The organism is Trueperella sp. LYQ141 (assembly GCF_046599555.1).
Taxonomy (GTDB): domain Bacteria; phylum Actinomycetota; class Actinomycetes; order Actinomycetales; family Actinomycetaceae; genus Trueperella.
The window spans coordinates 27,294-48,400 of record NZ_JBKIWQ010000006.1; the positions used below are offsets into that span (position 1 = coordinate 27,294).

Below are 21,107 nucleotides of genomic sequence, written 5' to 3' on the forward strand. Positions count from 1 at the left end.
TGCCAGCAGCAGGTATGGTTGAGAGGGTGCTGCAGGTATGGTGGCGTGCAGATAGCTCAGGTATGACTGCAGCGTCGGCGATAGCCTGCAATACGGTGTTGCCGGTGTGAGACAAGGAGAAACAGATGGATTTAACGGGAAGCCAGTTTCGTGGGGCTGTCGATTTTTCGACGCTATCTACTCAATCTGAGACGCAACCGAACTCTGCTGGGCAGCCCGAAAACACTGTTGCTGGGCCGTATATTACGGACGTTACGGAAACCAGTTTGCAAGGCATCCTCACGATGTCTATGCAGGTTCCAGTCCTTTTGGTGTTCACCTCGGCGCATTCTGAGAACTCGCAACAGCTTCAAGGGCAGTTGGAGCTTATTGCGCAGCGATATGCGGGGCGGTTTCAACTTGGTCGCGTAAACGTCGATACCGAAACTGAGGTGGTTGGCGCCTTTGGAATCACAGCAGTTCCGGCTGTGTGCGCACTGCTGCAGGGGCAGCCTATCCCGTTGTTCCAGGGGATGCCTGATGCAGAGCAGCTTGAACAAACTGTGGAAAACGTTTTGACGGCTGCTGCCCAGTACGGGATCACTGGAGTATTAGATGGCGACGAATCGGCGCACCCCCCACAGGTCGAGGTCCCGCCTTTGCATAAAGAAGGATTAGCGGCGTTAGAGCGCGGGGATATTGACGCAGCGCATCAAGCATATTCTCAAGCTCTGCGCGAAGATCCCGCCGATCAGGAAGCGCAGTCGGCCCTCTATCAGGTGGAGTTACTCCAGCGTTTGCGGGATATGAATCCGGATAATGAGCCGAATCGAATCACTGAGATTCTCGAAAACGCCGCCAACGCGCCAATGACGGATTTGGATATTCAGTTGTGTGCGGCAGATATTGAGCTATCCCATCAACGCCCAGACGCAGCCTGCGCTCGATTGATTGACGTTGTTCGCCATACTGACGGAGAAGATCGTGATGCGGCACGGCAACGGTTAATTGCCTATTTCGATATTCTCGGTCCATGCGATCTGGTGATGGCAGCCCGTAAATCACTGGCGAATGCGCTGTTTTAATGACGGGTAAAGTAGCGTAGATAAAGCTAAAAGTGGGGCGGTCCGACAATACATTGTCGGACCGCCCCATTCTCAGCTAGAAGTAGCTGAAGAAAATCGCTCAGATTTCCGCGCTAGCTACTGAGGGTAAACCACACAGTGCAGTTGCAGGGCACGGTATATGACTCGCCAGGTGCGGTAGGTTCGTCAAGAGCGCGGGACGAAATGATGATCTCTGCACCTGTCGGCAGCGGCGTCGGGGTATCGAATACCGTCAGGATATGTACGTCATCTCGTGTATCGTGCCGAGAAATATAGTGCAGCCACGGGGAATCTTCCTCAACTTCGCATAATTGCGCTTGCGCCATACGGAGCTCTGCGCGGGCTGCAAAGAGCCGGCGGAAAAGTGCCAGCGTCGAATCCGACCGCGAGAGCTGAACATCAACGGCAAGATCGCGCCATTCTTCTGGCTGCGGAAGCCAGGTTTCGCCGCTGGGAGAGAACCCGAATCCGGGCAGTTGGGAATTCCACGGCATTGGGATACGGCAGCCATCTCGACCGGCCTCAACTCCACGGGTGCGGAAATAGGCCGGATCTTGCCGAATATCGTCGCTCAATCCGGTGTGTTCTGGTAGCGCGAGTTCTTCGCCTTGATAGATATAGCATGAGCCAGGCAGTCCAGCTTGCAAAAGGTGGGCGGCTAGTCCGCGCTGCATTCCCAATTGTGCATCGGGCTGGGGGTCCGTCGGGCGAATCCCATTTGGGCCTTTGCCAGTTTCTACTAATCCCATGCGGGATACCACCCGTACTACGTCGTGGTTTGACAAAACCCATGTCGTTGGAGCGCCGACGTTATCCATCGCTCGCAAGGATTTTCGGATGGATGTGCGGTAGGCGTTGACGGTGAAAGGCGAGCACAGGAAGTCAAAATTGAAGGCCTGACTCATTTCATCGGCGCGAACGAATTTCGCCATATCATCGAGGTTATCAACCCAGGCTTCAGCCACGAGTGCGCGATCTGGGCCGTATTCATCTAGTACGGCGCGCCATTCCCGGTAGATCTCGTGGACTTCTGGGCGATTCCATTGGGGAGGAGGTGGCACGTCGCCAGGAACCTTGGAACCGCCGGAAACCATATCCCAGTGGAACTGCCAATCGGGGAGCTCAGGATCTTTGCATAGCCCGTGGGCGACGTCAACGCGGAAGCCATCTACCCCAAGATCGAGCCAGTAGCGCAGAATATTGCAGAATTCGGCACGTACTTCTGGGCTGTCCCAGTTGAGATCGGGCTGGCTGGAATCAAAGAGGTGGAGATACCACTGGGTGTCGTTTTCCCACGGCGATCCGGGAGCGTCAGCGCGATCGCAGACGCGCGTCCAGGCGCGGGAGCCGAAGATGGATCCCCAATCGTTCGGGGGTTGATGATTATCGGGCTTTCCATCGCGGAACCAGTAGTACTGGCGTTGCGGGCTATTAGGATCTGCAAGTGCCGCTTGGAACCAGACGTGCTGATCTGAGGTGTGGTTGGGAACCATATCGACGATGATCCGCAAGCCATGTTCGTGGACGGCGTTGATGAGGGCGATCGCGTCGTCGTTGGTGCCGAACATGGGATCGACGCGGTAGTAGTCAGCGACGTCGTAGCCGGCGTCTTTTTGTGGTGATAGGTAGAACGGGGAGAGCCACACGGCATCGATTCCGAGGTCGGCAAGGTATCCGAGGTGGTCAATGATTCCAGGTAGATCTCCGATCTGCCCGTGACGTGACGCAAATGAGCGCGGATAGATCTGGTAGATGACAGCATGATTCCACCACTGTTGAGTGGGGGTTTGCTCATGCAATATGCGTGCCATACGTCCTCCAATGGCGCGATAGTTGAGGAAGGGATGGGGATAGATGAGTGAAGTTAGCTGTTATTTTCGCGGTGGCGCGGTGGATTCTCGAACGATTAGCTCGGGTTCGAAACGCATCTTGGTGATGTTGGTTGGTTGCCCGTCAATCATGGTGAGCACGGTTGATACGGCTGCTTCAGCCATTGTTTTTACTGGTTGACGCAGTGTGGTTAGTGGCGGATCAGTGAAAGAGACGACGAAGGAATCGTCGAAACCGATCACTGATATGTGCTCGGGGACGGATAATCCGGCGTTGCGGCAGTGGCGTAAGACGCCCAGGGCCATAATGTCGGAGCCGCAAATGATAGCGGTGCAGCCGGTGCGAATGAGTTGTGCAGCGGCGGATTGGCCTCCTGCGTCAGTGTAGAGCGTGTGTACAATCCGTGGTTTCTCGTGGGGCAGGAGGGTGCGCATAGCTGCGATATATGCCTCAGTCTTATTGCGTGAGGGGAAGAACCGCACCGGCCCAGTTGCCAGCCCGATATGGCGGTGTCCTTGAGCGACGAGATGGCTGACGGCTTTGCGAACTGCCACGATGTCGTCAGTGGAAAAGTCAGGGCGATCAATGCCGGGGTGGGATCCGTTGATGGTGACGAAGGGGACGTCACGGGCGATGAGTCGCTGGTAACGATCAATGCTGGCGGTGGAATCTGCGTGTAGACCAGAGACGAAGATGAAACCGGATACTTGTTGTTCAAGCATGGCATCTACATAGGAATCTTCGGTTGCTCCACCGGCCATTTGTGTGCCGAGTAGGGGAGTGTAGCCATGTAATGCCATCGCGGAGGCGATGTGCTGGGCGAATGCGGGGAAGATTGGGTTTGATAGCTCGGGGATAATCATGCCGATTAGGCCGCCGCCTCGCTCTCGGAGTTTTTCTGGGCGTTCATAGCCGAGAAGGTCCAGAGCGGCGATAACTGCTTGGCGGGTTTCGGGCGCAACGGAGTTCTTCCCGTTAAGGACTCGGGATACGGTTGCGGTGGAGACCCCGGCTTGGGTGGCGAGATCGGATAGTCGAATGCGCTTACCCATGACAGACTCCTTACAAATGTTCCATCACTTTTACATAAGCATACACCGAGTGACTGGAAATGTTGTCAAAATCGCACAAAGATTGCCGGATACTTTGAGGGAGATTGGCTAAATTTCGGGCATTACTCAAGATACGTTGGGTGAATAGTTTTCAATTTCGATGTAATACCTTGCATAAATGTTGACACGACCTATAATCGGAGATACGTGCGAGAGTGTGCAATGGGGCATAAAAGTTAACGTGCCTATGAATACGCTTCGCACCATGTTAAACGACATGAGGAGAGATTAATGCGACGGAGCATTGCACTAATTGCAGCCGCTGGTCTGTCTTTGGCATTGACGGCCTGCGGCGGATCAGAAGAAAAGAAAGGCGACGAGGGCAAGGGGTCTGGATCAGAGGCTCCTGCGGGCGGCGCAAGCCTCGTTATTTGGACTGACGCTAACCGTGAAGCGGCCTTCAAGAAAGCAGCCGATAAGTACACGGAAGCAACAGGTAATACCGTCCAGATTGTTGTTAAGGACAACGATCAGGCGCGGTCAGAGTTCACTGCGCAGGCTGCGACCGGCGAGGGCCCGGATATTCTATTCGGCGCCAATGACTGGCTGGGCGAGTTCGTTAGTAACGGTCTAGTTGCGCCAGTTGAGCTTGGCGATAAGGTCAGCGAATTTAACCCGCTAGCGGTTAGCGCATTCACCTATCAGGGTGCGACGTATGGCGTGCCGTATGCGGTGGAGAACTTGGCTATCATCCGCAATACGGATCTGGTGGATTCCACCCCGGCCACCTTCGATGAAATGATTGCCAAGGGCAAGGCTGCTGGCGTGCAGTACCCCTTCATCATGCAGCTTTCTGAAAACGGCGATCCGTACACCATGTACCCCTTCGAGGCATCCTTCACTGGCCCGATCTTCGAGCTCGATGCCAACAAGAGCTACACCAACAAGCTGAACCTCGGTGGCGATCAGGGCAAGGCATTCGCACAGTGGCTGTACAACAAGGGGCCAAAGGGCGAGAACATCCTGCAGCCCACCATCACCTACGATATTGCTGTTGATGCATTCAAGACGGGCAAGTCGCCGTACATCGTTGGCGGTCCGTGGATGTTGCCAGATTTCAAGGATATGCACATCGCGGTTGACCCAATCCCGTCGGCTGGCCCGGGTAAGTCCACGCCGCTGTTGGGTGTTCAAGGTGGATACATCTCTGCTCACTCCAAGAACGCTGTGTTGGCGACCGACTTCCTGGTCAACTACGTCGGCTCGGAAGAAATCCAGACGGCACTGTACGAAATCGGTCAGCGTCTGCCGGCTCTGAAGGCTTCCGCTGATAAGGCTGCTTCGGATCCGTTGATGGCTGGTTTCGCCAAGGCTGGTGCAGAAGCACTTCCGATGCCTTCGCTTCCTGAGATGGCTGCTGTGTGGAGCTTCTGGGGACGCACGGAAGGTCAGATCGTCGCTGGAGCAGATCCGGCCTCCACGTGGGACAAGATGATCTCCGATATTGAAACTGAGATGAAGAAGAAGTGATTCATCGATAGCTAAGTTCACCGGCCGGCCTTATGCCGGCCGGTGAACCATTAACCTGAGATTTCGTCTCCATCCCATAGGAGGGCCCCATGTCGATGACAACTCAGTCAGAGGCGAGCAAGGCCAGGGCGCGCCGCCGAGCAGAGAATCGGAAAAAAGATTCCCATGCAACCGCGTGGAAGCCTGGATTTCTTGTCAAGCTCGTCCTCATGGCCTTAGTCAATGCACTTGGCGTTTATATTGTTTTCACCGCTTTCACCAATGGCTCGACAGTGCTTGGCGTTTTGATGACGCTACTGTTGCTCGCGGTGGATTGGGTGTATTTCTCCAAGCGCACTCTTGCGCTTAAATACCTGGCCCCAGGCTTGGTTTTTTTGATCGTATTCCAAGCGTTCACCATTGTTTACACGGGGTATATTGCGTTTACCAATTACGGTCATCAACACACGCTCGATAAAGAAAAAGCCATCAGCTCAATCCTGATGCAGTCCAACTCCAAGCGAGTGGAAGGATCTCCCCAATATCCGATGGCTCTAGTCGTCAAGGGTGACGAGTTAGGTTTCGCCGTTCTGGATGACGGCGTCCTCAAGGTTGGTACTGCCGAAAAGCCACTAGAGAAAGTCAAGGGTGAGGTTGACGGCAAAAAGATTATTTCCGTAGACGGCTGGGAGAAGCTTCCCGCAGATCAGCTTGCTGCTCGCCAAAACGAAATTACTACCATGCGCGTCCCGCTATCCGACGAAGCAGAAAGTGGAACGCTCGGTACGCAAACTGGAACAGTTGCTTTCCAATTCACCGCGACGATGCATTATGACGAGGCGCAAGATGCCTTCGTCAGTACGGAGAACGGGAAAGTGTACAAGGCTGATGACAGCGCGGGATTCTTCCGAAGCGATGACGGAGAAACCCTGGGGGTTGGCTGGCGCGTCAACGTTGGATTCGCGAACTTCGTTGCTGGATTCTCTGACGGACGCTATGCCCAACCATTCCTTAAGGTCCTGATCTGGAACGTTCTCTTCGCCTTCTTCTCGGTTATGACGACGTTCCTCCTGGGCATGATCCTCGCTATTGTGATGAATGACCAGCGGATCAAGGGGCGCAAGATCTACCGCACGATCATGCTCTTGCCCTACGCCTTCCCGTCCTTCATGACGGCATTCCTCTTTGCTGGTTTGCTTAACTCTGAGTACGGTTTCTTTAACCAGCTATTAGGAACTGCGATTCCGTGGCTAACAGATCCAACAATGGCGAAAGTTTCGGTCATTTTGGTGAACCTGTGGATGGGCTTCCCCTACATGTTCTTGATCGTCACGGGTGCTCTGCAAGCGATCCCAGGAGATCTTATTGAGGCAGCGAAGATTGATGGGGCGTCAACCCTGCAGGTGTGGCGCAACGTCACGCTTCCGCAGCTTATGGTGGCGTTGACTCCGCTGTTGATCGCCTCGTTTGCCTTTAACTTCAATAACTTCAATTTGATCTACATGTTGACTCGCGGTGGTCCGTCAATGGCGGATGCCTCCGTGCCGGTAGGCCACACCGATATCTTAATTTCGATGGTTTACAAGATCGCGGGTCTAACTGGTGACGCACTGCCGAACTATGGTCTGGCTGCAGCTATGTCGCTCGTGATCTTCGTGATTGTCGGTGGCGTCTCGCTGTACTCGTTTAAGAAGTCGAACTCGATGGAAGGATTAAGCTAATGACACCCACTCATGTGGCCGAAACGCCCATCGACACGACGCCTGAGGTCGGTAAGGTCGCTCCAGTGGAGAACAAAATGCCGTTCTCACGCTGGTTTAGAGAGCTTGGATTCCGGCATGTGATCGGCGTACTGGCTGTTATATATGCGGCTTTCCCGATCGTCTACATTATTTCGGCAGCACTGAATCCGAATATTACAACGACTTTGCTCGGTGCTAATAAGCTGTTCTCCTCCGTTTCGGGAGAGAACTTCGCGGAACTGTCGGACACAATGTTCTGGATCTGGCTCAAGAATACCCTCATTGTTGGTATCGCAACGGCTGCTGGAACAGTACTGATGGGTGCTGCAGCGGCATACGCGTTCTCGCGCTACCGTTTCCAGGGGCGCAAGGTGACGCTGATGTCGCTTATGGTGATCCAGATGTTCCCGCAGTTGCTGACTTTCGTCGCGGTATTCTTGCTGCTCACCACTTTGGGCGATATTGTTCCGTCGCTGGGCATTGATTCAAAGATTGCCTTGATCTGCGTTTACTGGGGGGGGCGCACTGGGCGCAAACACCTTCCTCATGTACGGTTTCTTCAACTCTATTCCAATGGAGCTGGATGAAGCGGCAAAGATTGACGGGGCAACTCATTCGCAGGTGTACTGGACGATTATTATGCCGCTGGTTCTTCCGATTCTGGCAGTGGTTGGATTGTTGTCCTTCATCTCAGCCTTCAATGATTTCGTCCTTTCCCGAACGATTCTTACCTCGCAGGAAAATTGGACTCTTGCCGTGGGTATGAATATCTGGGTGGGATCAAACGACAAGCATTGGGATTGGTTCGCTGCAGGTTCGATCATTGCGGCCTTGCCAATTCTGTTGCTGTTCTTGCTCCTGCAAAAGTACATCGTTTCTGGTTTGACCGGAGGCGCTGTCAAGGGGTGATTCTGTTGCCCTGCCAGGGTGACGAAACGCTATTGCTATCTGTTTAGGTGCGGTTCGGCTGACCGCCAGGTCAGCCGAACCACATTGTATATAGCGGCATGAGGTAGCCAGTAACAATTCGATTATGTGCAGCAGACGCTCGCCATCGCGACCTGCCTTTTCGTGCTTGAGGTGGCTGCTGCGAGCCGATACGCGAGCATATTCCTACCTGTCAGGGGGCGTTAGGAGATCGCGTGATCTCCTAACGCCCCCTGACACATCTCATCCGAGAACCCTGGTGCGATGTAGCTGATCTACCATCGAAGAAGCCGTTAGCCGCATTAGCCGCAAGATATGAATACCGTACCGACTACAGGTCGGAGGAGTGGCTCACCGACAACGGCAAGCCAACAAACCCATTGCTACCCACAACTAACGCACTGCTACGGCAAGCTACTGACGCTCAGGGCTGAGGTACACGACTCCATAGGGAGGAAGCTGTACCAGCGCAGAATGTGAACGCCCAGCCCACTCCACCTCTTCAGCATCTACCAGGCCCAAATTACCTACGCCAGAACCGCCATATTCAACGGCATCCGTATTCAGTAACTCTTCCCAGCGCCCGCCATGTGGTAGCGCAATACGGTAATCATTGTGGGGGATACCGGAGAAGTTACAGATTGCCACCACTTGATCCGTCTCGTCAGCCGAAGTACGCACATAGGCTAAGACGTTATGGTCAGCGTCATTGACTTCGAGCCATTCGAAACCGTGATTCGTGAAATCGTCAGACCATAGCGCAGGGTGCTCACGGTAAATCTCATTGAGGCGCTTGACGCAGGACATCACGCCGTCGTGGCTCGGATTATCGGTCAACCACCAATCGAGGCTCCGACCAGAATTCCACTCATCTATCTGCGCAAATTCTTGCCCCATGAACAGCAACTGTTTGCCAGGGTGGGACCACTGATAGGCCAATAGCAAGCGAACGCCCGCTAGCTTTTGCCAATGATCGCCAGGCATTTTGGCGTACAGCGAGCCTTTGCCATGCACAACCTCGTCATGCGATAGTGGCAACAGGAACTGTTCAGAGAACGCATAGACTAACGAGAAAGTCAGCTCGCCGTGATGCCATTTACGGTTAACAGGTTTCTCGTGCATATAGTGCAAGGTGTCGTTCATCCAGCCCATATTCCACTTCAGGCCATAACCTAAACCGCCATTTTCCGTCATGCCCGTCACGCCACCCCAGGAGGTAGATTCCTCCGCGATCATCATAATTCCAGGGAAGAGCCGGTACGCGGTGGCATTGGTTTCTTGAATGAAAGATATTGCTTCGAGATTCTCCCGCCCGCCATAGATATTGGGCTGCCACTGCCCCTCATTGCGGGAATAATCCAGGTACAACATCGACGCCACTGCATCGACGCGGATACCATCAATATGGAACTCGCTCAGCCAATACAGGGCATTAGCGACGAGGAAATTGCGCACTTCGCGACGACCAAAGTTAAAGACGTAGGTTCCCCAATCGGGTTGCTCGCCGCGCAGCGGATTGGGATCTTCATATAGTGGCGTGCCATCGAATCTGGCTAGCGCCCACTCATCTTTCGGGAAATGCGCGGGAACCCAATCCATAATGACGCCAATACCGGCCTTATGCAGTTCGTTAATGAGATAACGCAGATCGTCCGGCGCGCCGTAGCGAGCCGTCGGCGAATAGTACGAGGTGATCTGATACCCCCACGATGGGCCAAAAGGATGTTCCGCCAAGGGCATGAACTCAACGTGGGTGAACCCTAAATACTTGATATGCCCGATCAGTTGCTCAGCGGCCGCTCGGTAATCCAGACCGTTACGCCATGAACCGAGATGAACTTCGTAGACGGATACCGGCCCAGAGTGAGGATCGCGAGTGCTGCGCTCTTTCATCCATTCGGCGTCATCCCACTCGAAAGTCGATTCGGTGATAATAGAGGCCGTTGACGGCGGAACTTCGGTCCGGCGCGCCATCGGATCAGCCTTCTGATGCCAGGAGCCATCTGCATACTGGATCTCAAACTTGTAGCGCTGCCCGTCTTTTGCCCCGGGAATAAACAGCTCCCAGATTCCGGAGGTGCCCATTGTGCGCATTGCTGAAGCGATACCGCTCCACGAGTTGAAATCGCCGATAACTCGAACCGCGCGCGCATTGGGCGCCCACACCGCAAAACTTGTGCCAGTTACTGTGCCAAACGGGGAATCGTAGTTGCGCACATGAGCGCCGAGCATATTCCACAGCTCTTCATGGCGGCCTTCGGAGAACAGATAGCGATCGACGTCGCCGACGGTCGGCAAGAAACGGTAGCCATCATCGGAAACAATCTCAAATTCATTGAATACGGCACGCACTTGATAGGACGGAATATCCGCACCAGGGATGACGGCAACCCAAATACCATTCCATTCGTGGCTGGCGGGATATTCGGCATCGGGAGTCACAATCGTCACGGAGTCAGCGAGCTGACGGGAGACGCGCACGGTGACATTCGTACCGTCGCTATGTGGGCCGAGCACATCGTGGGGGGAATGATGCGCGCCGTTGGAAACGGCGTCAAGTACATCATGATTAACAGAGATTGGTACGAGTCCTGCGTTCATCTGACGAGTCCTTATCGTTGACAGCACGGATGCTTGTTAGGTTTATTCTACGCGGATTACTGTTTTTCTTGCCCGATAATTTTGAGGATGCCGCGCACTGGAATATCAATCCAATCGGGGCGGCTGGCGTATTCGTAACTGACCTCGTAGAGCGCTTTATCCAGCACAAGTGCTCTCAGTAGCGGGCGGTAGGTAGATGGAATATCGCCGTATCCGTCAAGGAATGACTGCTGAGCCTGAGCACACCACTGCTCGCTGGCTTCGCCTGAAGCCCCCGCTCGTTGCCGAGTCCCACTGGCATAGTCAAAGGAACGCAGCATACCGGCGACATCGCGCAACGCCAAATCCGGCGCGACCCGCTCAGCTAACGGGCGCAACGGTTCGCCCTCAAAGTCTAAGGCGTACCACTGCTGGCGTTGAGCTGAGTAGATAACCTGGCCGAGATGGTAGTCTCCGTGAATACGCTGTACGGCTGGCCACGGGCTATCCATAGCGGCGTCGAAGATTGCGGTGATAGCCGCGCGATATTGTGCCAGTTCTGGCGCGTCCGTCAGGGCTTGTGTGGCGCGCGTATCCCAGGTAGCGCGGATCGCATCGCGATCTGTTGGGCCGATAGGGCGCGTGGGGAATTCGCGGGCGAGCGCTTCATGCATTGCTCGCGTCATGAGGCCTAAGGTGCGGATATTTTCTCGGGTGTTTTCGTCCATGCCAGTATCGGGGTGATTCGTGAATATCTGCCAGGCGTCTACCGCACCGTCAAGGAACTCTTGAGCGAATAGTGCGTGAGTGCTTTTGTTATCCCAGTGCGCTACTGCTGCTCCAAACTGCCGGACGACGCATCCGCATTGGCTGCGATCCAGCGCGCTTTGTAGCTCGACGTCGGGATTCATGCCGGAGGAGAGCACCCGAAAAACTTTCATAATAATTCCAGCGCAGGCGGATTTCGGTGCGCTCTCAGGTGAGGCAAAACGGAAAATGATCGAGGTATTGGACTGTTCCGAACGCAGTCTTGTGCTGCTGACGATTGGCGTCTGATCGTTATGGAAGACGGTTGACTGGAGCGTCATTGCCGGTAGGTATCCCTCGGTTGTGCCAATAGCACCATCGCTGGCAGTGCAGTGCTCCGGCGGAGCAGCCAGCGTGCCTGTTGGCGCGAACGGGATATGAGTAGCGGGTGCCTCGCTCGTTGCCTGGTATTCGGTGCGTAGTACAGATCCCAGGAGGGCGTATTGGCCATGTGGATCGTCAGTTGCGTCAAAAACGCCAATATCTCCGCGCATAATGCCAATTGGTTCGGCCGTTAATGAGGTTAATGAGCCGGAGCGATCAGTTAATCTCCGAAACGTGAGGGGGACGTTAAATAGCGCATGAGGAGCGCGGATAAGAAACATAGCGCTGGTGCACTGATCGCTTTCCTGACCAAGTCGAAGGGCGTGGGTCAGTGTGATGTCATCGTCGGGCTGGCCAGTGTACCAACGCATCCGAGTCATCCAAGGGCGCACGATAGCGGTCAGTTCAGTTAGTGAGAACTGAGGAAAAATGCTGTCAGAATTCGTCGTCATAACCGGATATTCACCTCATGAATAGATGGTTGCTGGAAAATCGGCATGGGCGGAAAATGCACGGGGAAAGGGTGATCTGCCCAAGGTGAGATACCGCATCGGGCAGAAGGGGAAACGCAATGCGTGAGAGTGCGTAGCGCAAAGCCAGGAAACCTCATCGGATCACCCGATTGCACGGGTGGGGAAGCGATAGCGGCGATACCAGCGATAGCGCAGCCCATGCGATGACTCGTACCGACCGTATCGCGCGGTATAACGGCAAACCTATTGATGGTACTGCCCCCATAGTGAAGGATAGTACCGCACACCGTAGCGAGGGCAGCGTGCACAGTTTCAGAGCAAAGCCAGGCAGCGCGTGCCGGCGTTAACGCCAGGTAACTTCCCGAATTAGAGCGACTGCCCGACAAGCTCCGCATTTACGCACAATCTTCTGACTGTGGCGAAGTGACAGGATCCTCCTCGCCACTGATTTCTCGTCCGGCTGCCGGGCCAGGCTCTGAGGTATCGGGCGCACTCAACTCTAACCAGAAGAAATCGCGAGAGCCGAGCGTCATGGAATACTGCCCGTCGGTGGGGATGGCTGGAAAACCTGCGCCACCAAACACGTCAGTGACATTCCATTCGGCATAGTCGGGAAGAGAAATAACTCCAGCTCGCGCCGTATTGGCCATATTCATCACGCACAGCATGACGCACTCAGTACTTGTTCGGGTAAAGGCGAGAATCGCTTCATTGTTGCAGGATCGCAGCGTGAAATCGCCGTGGCCAAAGACCGGGTAGCGGCGTCGAACCGCGAGAATCCCGCGCATCCAATGCAACAGCGAAGCGGGCTGAGCTAGCTGAGATTCAACATTGACGCCCTGATAGTGGTAAACCAAGGATTGAACCACCGGCAGGTAAAGCTTGCCAGGGTCAGCTAGCGAGAAACCGGCATTGCGATCTGGCGTCCACTGCATAGGGGTGCGCACGGAATCGCGGTCATTGAGCCAGATATTATCGCCCATCCCGATCTCGTCTCCGTAATACAAACACGGTGATCCAGGCAGACTAAGCAGGAGCGCATTAGCCAGCTCAATCTCCGCCCGAGAATTACCAAGAAGCGGGGCTAGCCGCCGCCGAATTCCCACATTAGCTCTCATTCGGGGATCCTCGGCATACCAGCCATACATATTGGCGCGTTCTTCAGTGGAGACCATTTCTAAGGTCAGCTCGTCGTGGTTGCGCAGGAACGTGCCCCACTGCCCACCCGCGGGGATTTGGGGGGTGCGAGTGAGAATATCGCGGATAGCGTCAGCCCGTTGATCGCGCAGTGCATAAAAGATGCGCGGCATGACGGGGAAGTGGAAACACATGTGACATTCGGGCTTTTCTTCACTGCCAAAATATGCGACGACGTCCTCTGGCCATTGGTTCGCCTCAGCGAGGGTGATAGTTCCTGGGAACTCAGCGTCCAACATGGCTCGCAGCTCAGCAATGAATTCGTGGGTTGCGGGGAGGTTTTCGCAGTTCGTCCCCTCATCTTCAAACAGGTAGGGGATCGCGTCGAGCCGGAATCCGTCAATCCCGCGTCGTGCCCAAAACCGTATAACGTCTTTAACCGCTTCGCGTACTTGAGGATTGTTGTAGTTCAGATCGGGCTGATGGGAGAAGAAACGATGCCAAAAATATTGCCGGCGTACCGGATCGAAAGTCCAATTAGAGGCTTCCGTGTCGATAAAAATGATGCGCGCCGCAGCGTAATCCTCATCGGTATCTCGCCACACATAAAAATCTCCGAACGGTCCATCAGGGTGTGCTCGTGAGGATTGAAACCACGGGTGCTGATCGGAGGTATGGTTGATGACGAGATCAATGATGATACGAATGCCGCGAGCATGGGCTTCGTTGATGAGTTCTGAGAAATCTTCCAGCGTGCCATATTCCGGGCTGACGGCCGTGTAGTTAGAAATATCGTATCCGCCGTCGCGCATGGGAGAGGGGTAGAACGGAGGAATCCACAGGCAATCCACGCCGAGCCACTGCAAATAATCCAGGTGTTCGATCAGCCCGCGCAAATCGCCAACTCCGGAACCAGTCGAATCCCCGAAAGCGCGCAACAGCACCTCATAAAATACGGCCGTTCGGAACCACTGTGGATCATCGGATAAGCCGACGGAGGAAGCGGCGCGATCGGCTGAGGAAGTATCGGTGGATCGCGGAGAAAACCCCACGGGACGCGAAGAAGGCTCGGCAGACCGTGGCGAATTCGCCGCAGGTTCTAGAGAGCTTCCCGCGAGCTGCGCAGAGCTCCCCGATTGGCCTGCCTGCGGGGGCGTTGGTGAGGAAAAATCTGGAAAATCGGGCACTTAACGAGCCTTTACCTGTAAGATGTGGGCGACCTGACCATGCGGGTCAAGGCTGACGTATGGGCGGTCATTCCAGTAGAACGTGCTTCCGGAAAGCTCGTCGTAAACCTCAATTGCAGCCGAACCATCCCAGGTTGGCTGCGTACCAAAGATACGTAAATCCAGCTCCAAAGTGGCACTGTGCTGTTCGTATGGGTTGAGATTAATGACGATAAGCATCTGATCGACGCTGGAATCGGCTGACTCTTCCGGATGGGAAACCTTAGCGAAGGCGAGGATATTCTCGTTGTTCGTCGGAATGATGTGGACGTTGCGCAGGCGGCGCAGGGCAATATGGCGTGAGCGAATATCGTTGAGTTTGCCGAGCAAAGCAGAGATTCCGTAGCCATCTCCGGCCGCGTAGTCGCGGTTCTTGTACTGGTACTTTTCGTTGTCGATCTGCTCTTCTGCACCAGGGCGGGCGACATTTTCTACCAGTTCATACCCGTTATAGATTCCCCAGGTGGGTGAGCCAGTGGCGGCAAGAATAGCGCGAATTGCGAAAGCAGGAATACCGCCATGCTGCAGATATGGGGTGAGAATATCGTGGGTCGTCGGCCAGAACGCGGGGCGAATCCGTGAGGCGGAATCCCAGGCGAGTTCGTGGAGATATTCTTCTAGTTCGCTCTTGGTGTTGCGCCAGGCGAAGTAATTGTATGACTGGTGGAATCCCACGGCGCCGAGCGTTTGAAGCATCGGCGGTTTCGTGAATGCTTCTGCCAGGAAAATAACCTGTGGGTGTTCCCGACGGAAATGTGCCAGCAGCCGCTGCCAGAAAGACACCGGCTTGGTATGGGGATTATCCACTCGGAAGATCGTCACACCGTGAGCGACCCACAGCTCCAAAATCCGTACAATCTCCTGGTAGATCCCCTCCGGATCGTTGTCGAAGTTCAAGGGGTAAATATCTTGATACTTCTTGGGCGGATTCTCCGCGTAGGCGATAGTGCCGTCAGCTCGGGTGGTGAACCACTGCGGATGTTCGGTGAGCCAGGGATGGTCGGGGGAGCATTGCAAGGCAACATCAATGGCGACCTCCATGCCCAGTTCGCGAGCGCGGGCGACGAAAGCGTCGAAATCCTCGAAAGTGCCTAAATCGGGGTGGATGGCGTCGTGACCACCAGCAGCCGATCCGATAGCGTAAGGCGATCCAGGATCCTCGGGGAGGGAATCGAGGGTGTTATTGCGTCCTTTTTTATTCGTTGATCCGATGGGATGGATCGGGGTGAGATAGATGACGTCAAAGCCCATCGCGGCAATGCGGTCGAGATCTTTGGCGGCAGTACGCAAGGTGCCGGAAACCCATTTCTTGGTTTCTGGATCGAGATAGGAGCCAACTGATCGGGGGAATATCTCGTACCATGAGCCAACTAATGCCCGTTCCCGATCAACATTGATCCGATAGCGAGCTGATTCCGTCACGGCATCGCGCAGCGGATAGGTGCGCAAAGCCTGATGAACTGCTTCAGAATTCGCGGCTGCAAAGCGGATATTCGCGCCGATCCGACGCTTTGAAAGCATAGCAATTGTTTCGCTGAGGATAGCTCGCTCTTCGCTACCTTCTGGCATCTGCTCCAGGGCACGACCTAAAACACGCTCGCCTTCTAAAAAGACGAGATCGGTATCAATGCCAGCTTCTAATTTGATGCGGGCGTCGTGGAACCAGGTAGCAATCGGATCAGACCAGGCACGCACAAAGAACTCCCATTGACCGGGATAGTTGGGGGTGAGCCAGCCGCGATAGATATTCAGGCCGGGATGTGTGTCTGCCATAGGCGCTTCAGCAACTTCTGTGCCATCGGGATCAACGAGGACGGCAGCAGCCCCAAACTGATCGTGCCCTTCGCGGAATACGGTCGCAGTAACTGGGAATGACTCATGTTCGGTAGCTTTGGCTGGCCATGCTCCGCTTTGGATGACGGGTTGGACGTCAACGATGGGGATACGCCCAATGGGTGCATACGGAGCCGGGCGTGGATCGGGGGTACGTTCGATATATTCCGAGGTGCGTGCGATGGCTGCTGGAGCAGAAGCGGCTTCTTCTGAGCTGCCGAGTGCAGTTTGCGCGGTGAGCTCTTCTGCGCGTGCCGGATCAGAAATTGGTGAGGTATCCAAATCGGTGATCTGCTCAGCTTTATCTGAGGGAGTAGTTGCACTGCTTGAGGTGGTGCGGGATACCTCAGTGGCAGCATCGGTGCCCTGTTCAGCGCTTTGCGAAAGGCGTGCGGCTGCAGCCGTGGCACGACCTTGAGAAGCGGATTTCGCAGTCGTTTTGGTTGCGGGCTTCTTCGTTTTCGTCGTGGTTGCTTCAGCAGAAGCAGACGAGGCTGCGCGCGTGCGGCTGGCAGTTTTCTTCGGAGCGCTTGCAGTTGACGTAGATGTTTTGCGTGCGCGCTTTTTCGGGGCGGTTGCCGGTTGTTCCGTCGGGGAAGAATCCACAGACGGTGATACGGACCCAGATGCCGCAGGGCTTATGGACTGTGCTGCCGCAGCAGAGCGGGACGATGCGGACGATGAAGAAGAAGCCTTGGTACTCACAGTAATTATCCTAGTGGATCGGGCAGGATGTGTCTGGAGGGAGCGCACAATGGGATGTCAGAACGGAAAGCCAAAGCGATGTTGCGAGAAAGCGCTGCAGACATAGAGAAAGTAACTGGCAGGATACACATATACATTGAGGTGGGGCACCTGGAAGAGCCCCACCTCAATGTATATGCAGATTTATGCGTCTTGCTCGATGTTTACTTGCTAGTTAGTGGCTAGCCTTCGATTGGGTGCGGTTCAATCTTCCACACCTCGTTGGCGTAGTCGCGAATAGTGCGGTCGGAGGAGAACCGTCCAGATAAGACGATGTTCTTCCAACACATCGCAGCCCAGTGGCGGCGACCAGCAAAATAATCGCGGGCCATCCGGTCACGGCATTCGCGGTATGAAGCAAAATCCCCGAGCACATAGTATTGATCGGCGCCACCCCAATTGTGCGGATCCATTAAGGAGGCGTGGAGATCATGGAATGATCCAGTTCCGTTGTCATCTAATGTGCCGTCAACTAATGCGTCAAGCACGCGCTGTAAACCAGGAGTTTGATCTGCAGTTCGCCGCGGATCGTAGGTGCGGCGCAATTCGGGGAGCTCATCTTCGGTAGCGCCGAAAATGTAGGCATTATCCATGCCGACGCTATCGACGATCTCGACGTTTGCTCCGTCCATCGTGCCCAATGTGAGCGCTCCGTTCATCATGAACTTCATATTTGATGTGCCGGAGGCCTCTTTACCAGCAGTGGAGATCTGCTCGGAGATATCGGCCGCTGGAATGATGTGCTCAGCCGGAGAAACATTGTAATTCTCCACGAATACGACGCTCAGTCGCCCAGCCACATCTGGGTCATTATTCACCAGATCACCGATGGTGTTGATGAGTTTGATGATCGCCTTTGCTCGGGTATATCCCGGAGCGGCTTTCGCGCCAAAAATAAATACTCGCGGCGGAACATCCAGATGTGGATCGTCTTTAATGCGGAAATACAAATCCAGGATATAGAAAGCGTTGAGTAATTGACGCTTGTATTCGTGCAGACGCTTAATCTGAACATCAAAAATTGCCTCTGGATTGATCTCGATGCCTTGACGATCCCTAATCCATGCCGCAAAATCAGCCTTATTTGCCGCTTTAATGCTGTTCAATTCATCGAGGACAACAGGATCATTGCCGAAATGCTCCAGTGCGGCAAGCTCATCCAGGTTGCGCACCCACGAATCAGATCCGATGAGTTTCGTCAGCAGCGCTGATAGGCGCGGATTACACTGATCCAACCAACGCCGCGGGGTTACGCCATTGGTCTTGTTGTTGAATTTCTCCGGCCAAATATCATGCCAATCATGCAATGTCTCTGCTTTGATGATCTCCGTATGGAGGGCGGCAACACCGTTAATAGAGAAGGAGGCGTAGCAGGCGATCCACGCCATGTGAACCCGATTCCCGCTGATCGGTGCCATATAGTCGATCTTGCCCTGATCGAATCCGGCCTCGGCGAGTTCTTCACGGAAACGACGGTCAATCTCTCGCACGATCTCAAGAATCCGCGGGAACAACCGCTCGAAGATCGAGATCTCCCAGGTCTCCAGCGCCTCAGCTAATACGGTGTGGTTCGTGTACGCAAAGGTACGCGAAACAATCGACCATGCTTCATCCCAGCTCATCTCGTGCTCGTCAAGCAAAATACGCATCAACTCAGGGATAGCCAAGACGGGGTGGGTATCGTTGAGCTGGATCGAGTTGAACTCGGCAAAGCGCGTCAGATCACCCCGCTGAGCTAGCTCATTCGCAACGATCTGCTGCAAGGAGGCCGAGCAGAAGAAGTACTGCTGACGCACCCGCAAGATCTTGCCCTCAAAAGATGAGTCATTGGGGTACAAGACACGGGAAATATCGTGGACGCGCTCGCGCTCAACGATTGCGCCAGTGAAGTTTTGGGAGTTGAAAGCGGAGTAGTCGAACTCTTCCATTGGTTCGGCTTTCCACAGCCGCAAAGTCCCAACATTATGGGTGCCATAGCCGGTGATCGGCATGTCATAGGGAATGGCACGGACGGTGAGGTCGTTGTATCGAATGAGCACTTCTTGCTCTTCCCGACGAATAATGAAGGGGTAGACGTCCTCCATCCACGGATCGGGCTTTTCCCCTTGGAATCCGTTGTCAAAGAACTGCTTAAACAGTCCGTAGCGATACAAAATGCCGTAGCCGCGCACCGGATAATTCTGAGTGGCACACGAATCCAAGAAGCAGGCGGCCAAGCGCCCCAAACCGCCGTTACCGAGGGCGGCGTCTGGTTCTGCTTCGAGAACGTCTGAGAGATTCTGCCCAAACGCTGCCAGTTCTGCACGGCTTTCGTCGATCAGACCAAGATTCGTCAGGTTATTGAGCAGCGCCCGCCCCATCAGGAACTCAGCCGAGAAGTAATGCTGCATTCGGGTGGCGTTATAGGTTTCTTCCGTCTTTTGCCACGCATCGGCCAGTTGGCCGACGACGGCAGCAGAGGTCGCTTGCCAGTATTCGGTAATAGTGGCGTTCAGCGCGTTGCGTCCAGAAACAGAACGCACATACGGCGCGATCGAATAGGTGTTGACGGTGTTAGTCATGAGTTCCCTTTACCTACATTCTCTGGGCAGTGATACTGACAGGCACCCGTAGCGACTACCTGCCAGTGGGCACAACCCGATGTGTACAGTGCATAGGATAGTCCAGGGGAAAAAATTGAGTTAACCGAGATCGCTCTCCTGCAAGGATTTCCGATTCGCGATTAGTATTTCATCCCTAAGACTTCGTGTACTGCGTCAAGCGTGAGCTGTGCTTGTTCGCGTGCTCGCGTGATTCCGCGTTGCAAGATCTGCTGTAGATACGCCGGATCTGCAATAAGTTCAGCGCGGCGTGCGCGTAGCGGGGCGAGATGTTCGTTGATTGCTTCAGTGACGACGTTCTTCAACATGCCGCCACCACCGTCGCCAATCTCTGCTGCGATAGTGTTTGGATCCCCTCCGCTTGCCAAGGCAGCTAACAACAGCAGATTCGACACTTCCGGGCGGTTGACCGGATCGTATGTAATATGCCGATCAGAATCCGTTACAGCTTTCTTGATCCGCTTGGCTGTCTCGTCGGCGCTCATTCCTAATTCAATGGTGTTGCCCTTAGATTTGGACATCTTCGTGCCATCCAAACCGAGCACGTTCTCTGCTTCGGAGAGCAGACCTTGCGGGCGAGGGAAGATGCGCGGGGTATCGGGCCGACCATAGCGGGCTTCAAAACGATCAGCGATGACGCGCGCCTGTTCCAGGTGGGGGAGCTGATCTTTGCCGACGGGAACTAAGTTCGCTTGGCAGAACAGAATATCGGCAGCCTGATGGACGGGATAAGTCAACAGTAAACCAGACATCGGGCGACCATTGGTCGCATCTAATTCTGCTTTAACCGTTGGATTTCTCCGCAGTTCAGCGTCAGAAACCAGGGATAAGAACGGTAACATCAGCTCATTGAGCTCGGGCACATGCGAGTGGGCAAAAATCGTCGTTGCCTCAGGATCCATACCGATAGCGAGATAATCGGTAAGGAAAGAATAAACGCGTTCGCGCAGTGGTCCGGTTTCGTCACGATCCGTGATGACTTGATAGTCAGCAATGAGCAGCCAGGTATCCACTCCACGGCGTTGAATATCCACCCAATTGCGTAAAGTCGCAAAATAGTGACCGATATGCAGATGGCCGGTAGGGCGGGCGCCGGTTAAGACGCGAAATTGGCTCGGATCGTCGTCGATAGCAGCATTGAGTTTCGCGCTTATAGCACGAGCCCGCTCCAAAGAGGCATCGGAGGTGGAATCTGCTAATGCTGCTGCGCTGGCATGTGTATCGCTCATAGCTCTATG

11 protein-coding genes and 1 pseudogene are annotated in these 21,107 nt (G+C 54.5%); 4 read left to right on the plus strand and 8 right to left on the minus strand.

The genetic code is table 11. From position 1 onward, the window contains the following. The first annotated feature begins 125 nt into the window (after positions 1–125). Positions 126–1,064, plus strand: coding sequence for a co-chaperone YbbN (locus ACLHIJ_RS06135; protein ID WP_411298701.1), 939 nt, complete (start codon positions 126–128; stop codon positions 1,062–1,064). A gap of 113 nt (positions 1,065–1,177) precedes the next feature. Here the strand turns inward: ACLHIJ_RS06135 and ACLHIJ_RS06140 are convergent, their stop codons facing one another. Together ACLHIJ_RS06140 and ACLHIJ_RS06145 are read right to left on the minus strand one after the other, a co-directional pair. Continuing rightward, positions 1,178–2,896 carry a glycoside hydrolase family 13 protein gene (locus tag ACLHIJ_RS06140; protein WP_411298702.1) on the minus strand — a complete coding sequence of 573 codons (1,719 nt, stop codon included), beginning with the start codon at positions 2,894–2,896 and terminating at the stop codon, positions 1,178–1,180. Positions 2,897–2,956: 60 nt separating this feature from the next. Next, on the minus strand, positions 2,957–3,967 hold the full coding sequence (locus ACLHIJ_RS06145; RefSeq protein WP_411298703.1) for a LacI family DNA-binding transcriptional regulator: 1,011 nt from the start codon (positions 3,965–3,967) through the stop codon (positions 2,957–2,959). Between the two features lie 291 nt (positions 3,968–4,258). On the opposite strand from ACLHIJ_RS06145, the gene ACLHIJ_RS06150 reads away from it, so the two are divergent. The 3 genes and pseudogenes from ACLHIJ_RS06150 (at position 4,259) to ACLHIJ_RS06160 (ending at position 8,127) form a co-directional block, all read left to right on the plus strand. Beyond that, on the plus strand, positions 4,259–5,497 hold the full coding sequence (locus ACLHIJ_RS06150; RefSeq protein ID WP_411298704.1) for an extracellular solute-binding protein: 1,239 nt from the start codon (positions 4,259–4,261) through the stop codon (positions 5,495–5,497). An 89-nt stretch (positions 5,498–5,586) separates the two neighbouring features. After that, positions 5,587–7,197: an ABC transporter permease subunit gene (locus ACLHIJ_RS06155; RefSeq protein WP_411297123.1), complete on the plus strand. Its 1,611-nt coding sequence runs from the start codon at positions 5,587–5,589 to the stop codon at positions 7,195–7,197. Between the two features lie 77 nt (positions 7,198–7,274). Continuing rightward, positions 7,275–8,127 (plus strand): annotated as a pseudogene (locus ACLHIJ_RS06160) (sugar ABC transporter permease). A 432-nt stretch (positions 8,128–8,559) separates the two neighbouring features. On the opposite strand, the gene glgB reads toward ACLHIJ_RS06160, so the two are convergent. The 6 genes from glgB to trpS form a co-directional block, all read right to left on the minus strand. Beyond that, positions 8,560–10,746 (minus strand): 1,4-alpha-glucan branching protein GlgB, encoded by a 2,187-nt coding sequence (gene glgB / locus ACLHIJ_RS06165; RefSeq protein WP_411298705.1) that lies wholly within the window; start codon positions 10,744–10,746, stop codon positions 8,560–8,562. 56 nt (positions 10,747–10,802) lie between these two features. After that, positions 10,803–12,308 (minus strand): phosphotransferase, encoded by a 1,506-nt coding sequence (locus ACLHIJ_RS06170; protein ID WP_411298707.1) that lies wholly within the window; start codon positions 12,306–12,308, stop codon positions 10,803–10,805. Between the two features lie 416 nt (positions 12,309–12,724). Continuing rightward, entirely contained in the window at positions 12,725–14,653 is a 1,929-nt protein-coding gene (gene treS / locus ACLHIJ_RS06175; RefSeq protein WP_411297126.1) for a maltose alpha-D-glucosyltransferase, read from the minus strand. Beyond that, positions 14,654–16,687 carry an alpha-1,4-glucan--maltose-1-phosphate maltosyltransferase gene (locus ACLHIJ_RS06180; RefSeq protein WP_411298728.1) on the minus strand — a complete coding sequence of 678 codons (2,034 nt, stop codon included), beginning with the start codon at positions 16,685–16,687 and terminating at the stop codon, positions 14,654–14,656. 764 nt (positions 16,688–17,451) lie between these two features. Beyond that, a complete protein-coding gene (locus ACLHIJ_RS06185; RefSeq protein ID WP_411298708.1) occupies positions 17,452–19,830 on the minus strand; it encodes a glycogen/starch/alpha-glucan phosphorylase in 2,379 nt (792 codons plus the stop codon). Between the two features lie 161 nt (positions 19,831–19,991). After that, a complete protein-coding gene (trpS, locus tag ACLHIJ_RS06190; RefSeq protein WP_411297128.1) occupies positions 19,992–21,098 on the minus strand; it encodes a tryptophan--tRNA ligase in 1,107 nt (368 codons plus the stop codon). Positions 21,099–21,107: the final 9 nt, after the last annotated feature.

Coding starts and splice junctions, on each gene's coding strand:
- ACLHIJ_RS06135 (WP_411298701.1), top strand. CDS start 126: ATGGATTTAACGGGAAGCCAGTTTCGTGGGGCTGTCGATTTTTCGACG.
- ACLHIJ_RS06140 (WP_411298702.1), bottom strand. CDS start 2,896: ATGGCACGCATATTGCATGAGCAAACCCCCACTCAACAGTGGTGGAAT.
- ACLHIJ_RS06145 (WP_411298703.1), bottom strand. CDS start 3,967: ATGGGTAAGCGCATTCGACTATCCGATCTCGCCACCCAAGCCGGGGTC.
- ACLHIJ_RS06150 (WP_411298704.1), top strand. CDS start 4,259: ATGCGACGGAGCATTGCACTAATTGCAGCCGCTGGTCTGTCTTTGGCA.
- ACLHIJ_RS06155 (WP_411297123.1), top strand. CDS start 5,587: ATGTCGATGACAACTCAGTCAGAGGCGAGCAAGGCCAGGGCGCGCCGC.
- glgB (WP_411298705.1), bottom strand. CDS start 10,746: ATGAACGCAGGACTCGTACCAATCTCTGTTAATCATGATGTACTTGAC.
- ACLHIJ_RS06170 (WP_411298707.1), bottom strand. CDS start 12,308: ATGACGACGAATTCTGACAGCATTTTTCCTCAGTTCTCACTAACTGAA.
- ACLHIJ_RS06185 (WP_411298708.1), bottom strand. CDS start 19,830: ATGACTAACACCGTCAACACCTATTCGATCGCGCCGTATGTGCGTTCT.
- trpS (WP_411297128.1), bottom strand. CDS start 21,098: ATGAGCGATACACATGCCAGCGCAGCAGCATTAGCAGATTCCACCTCC.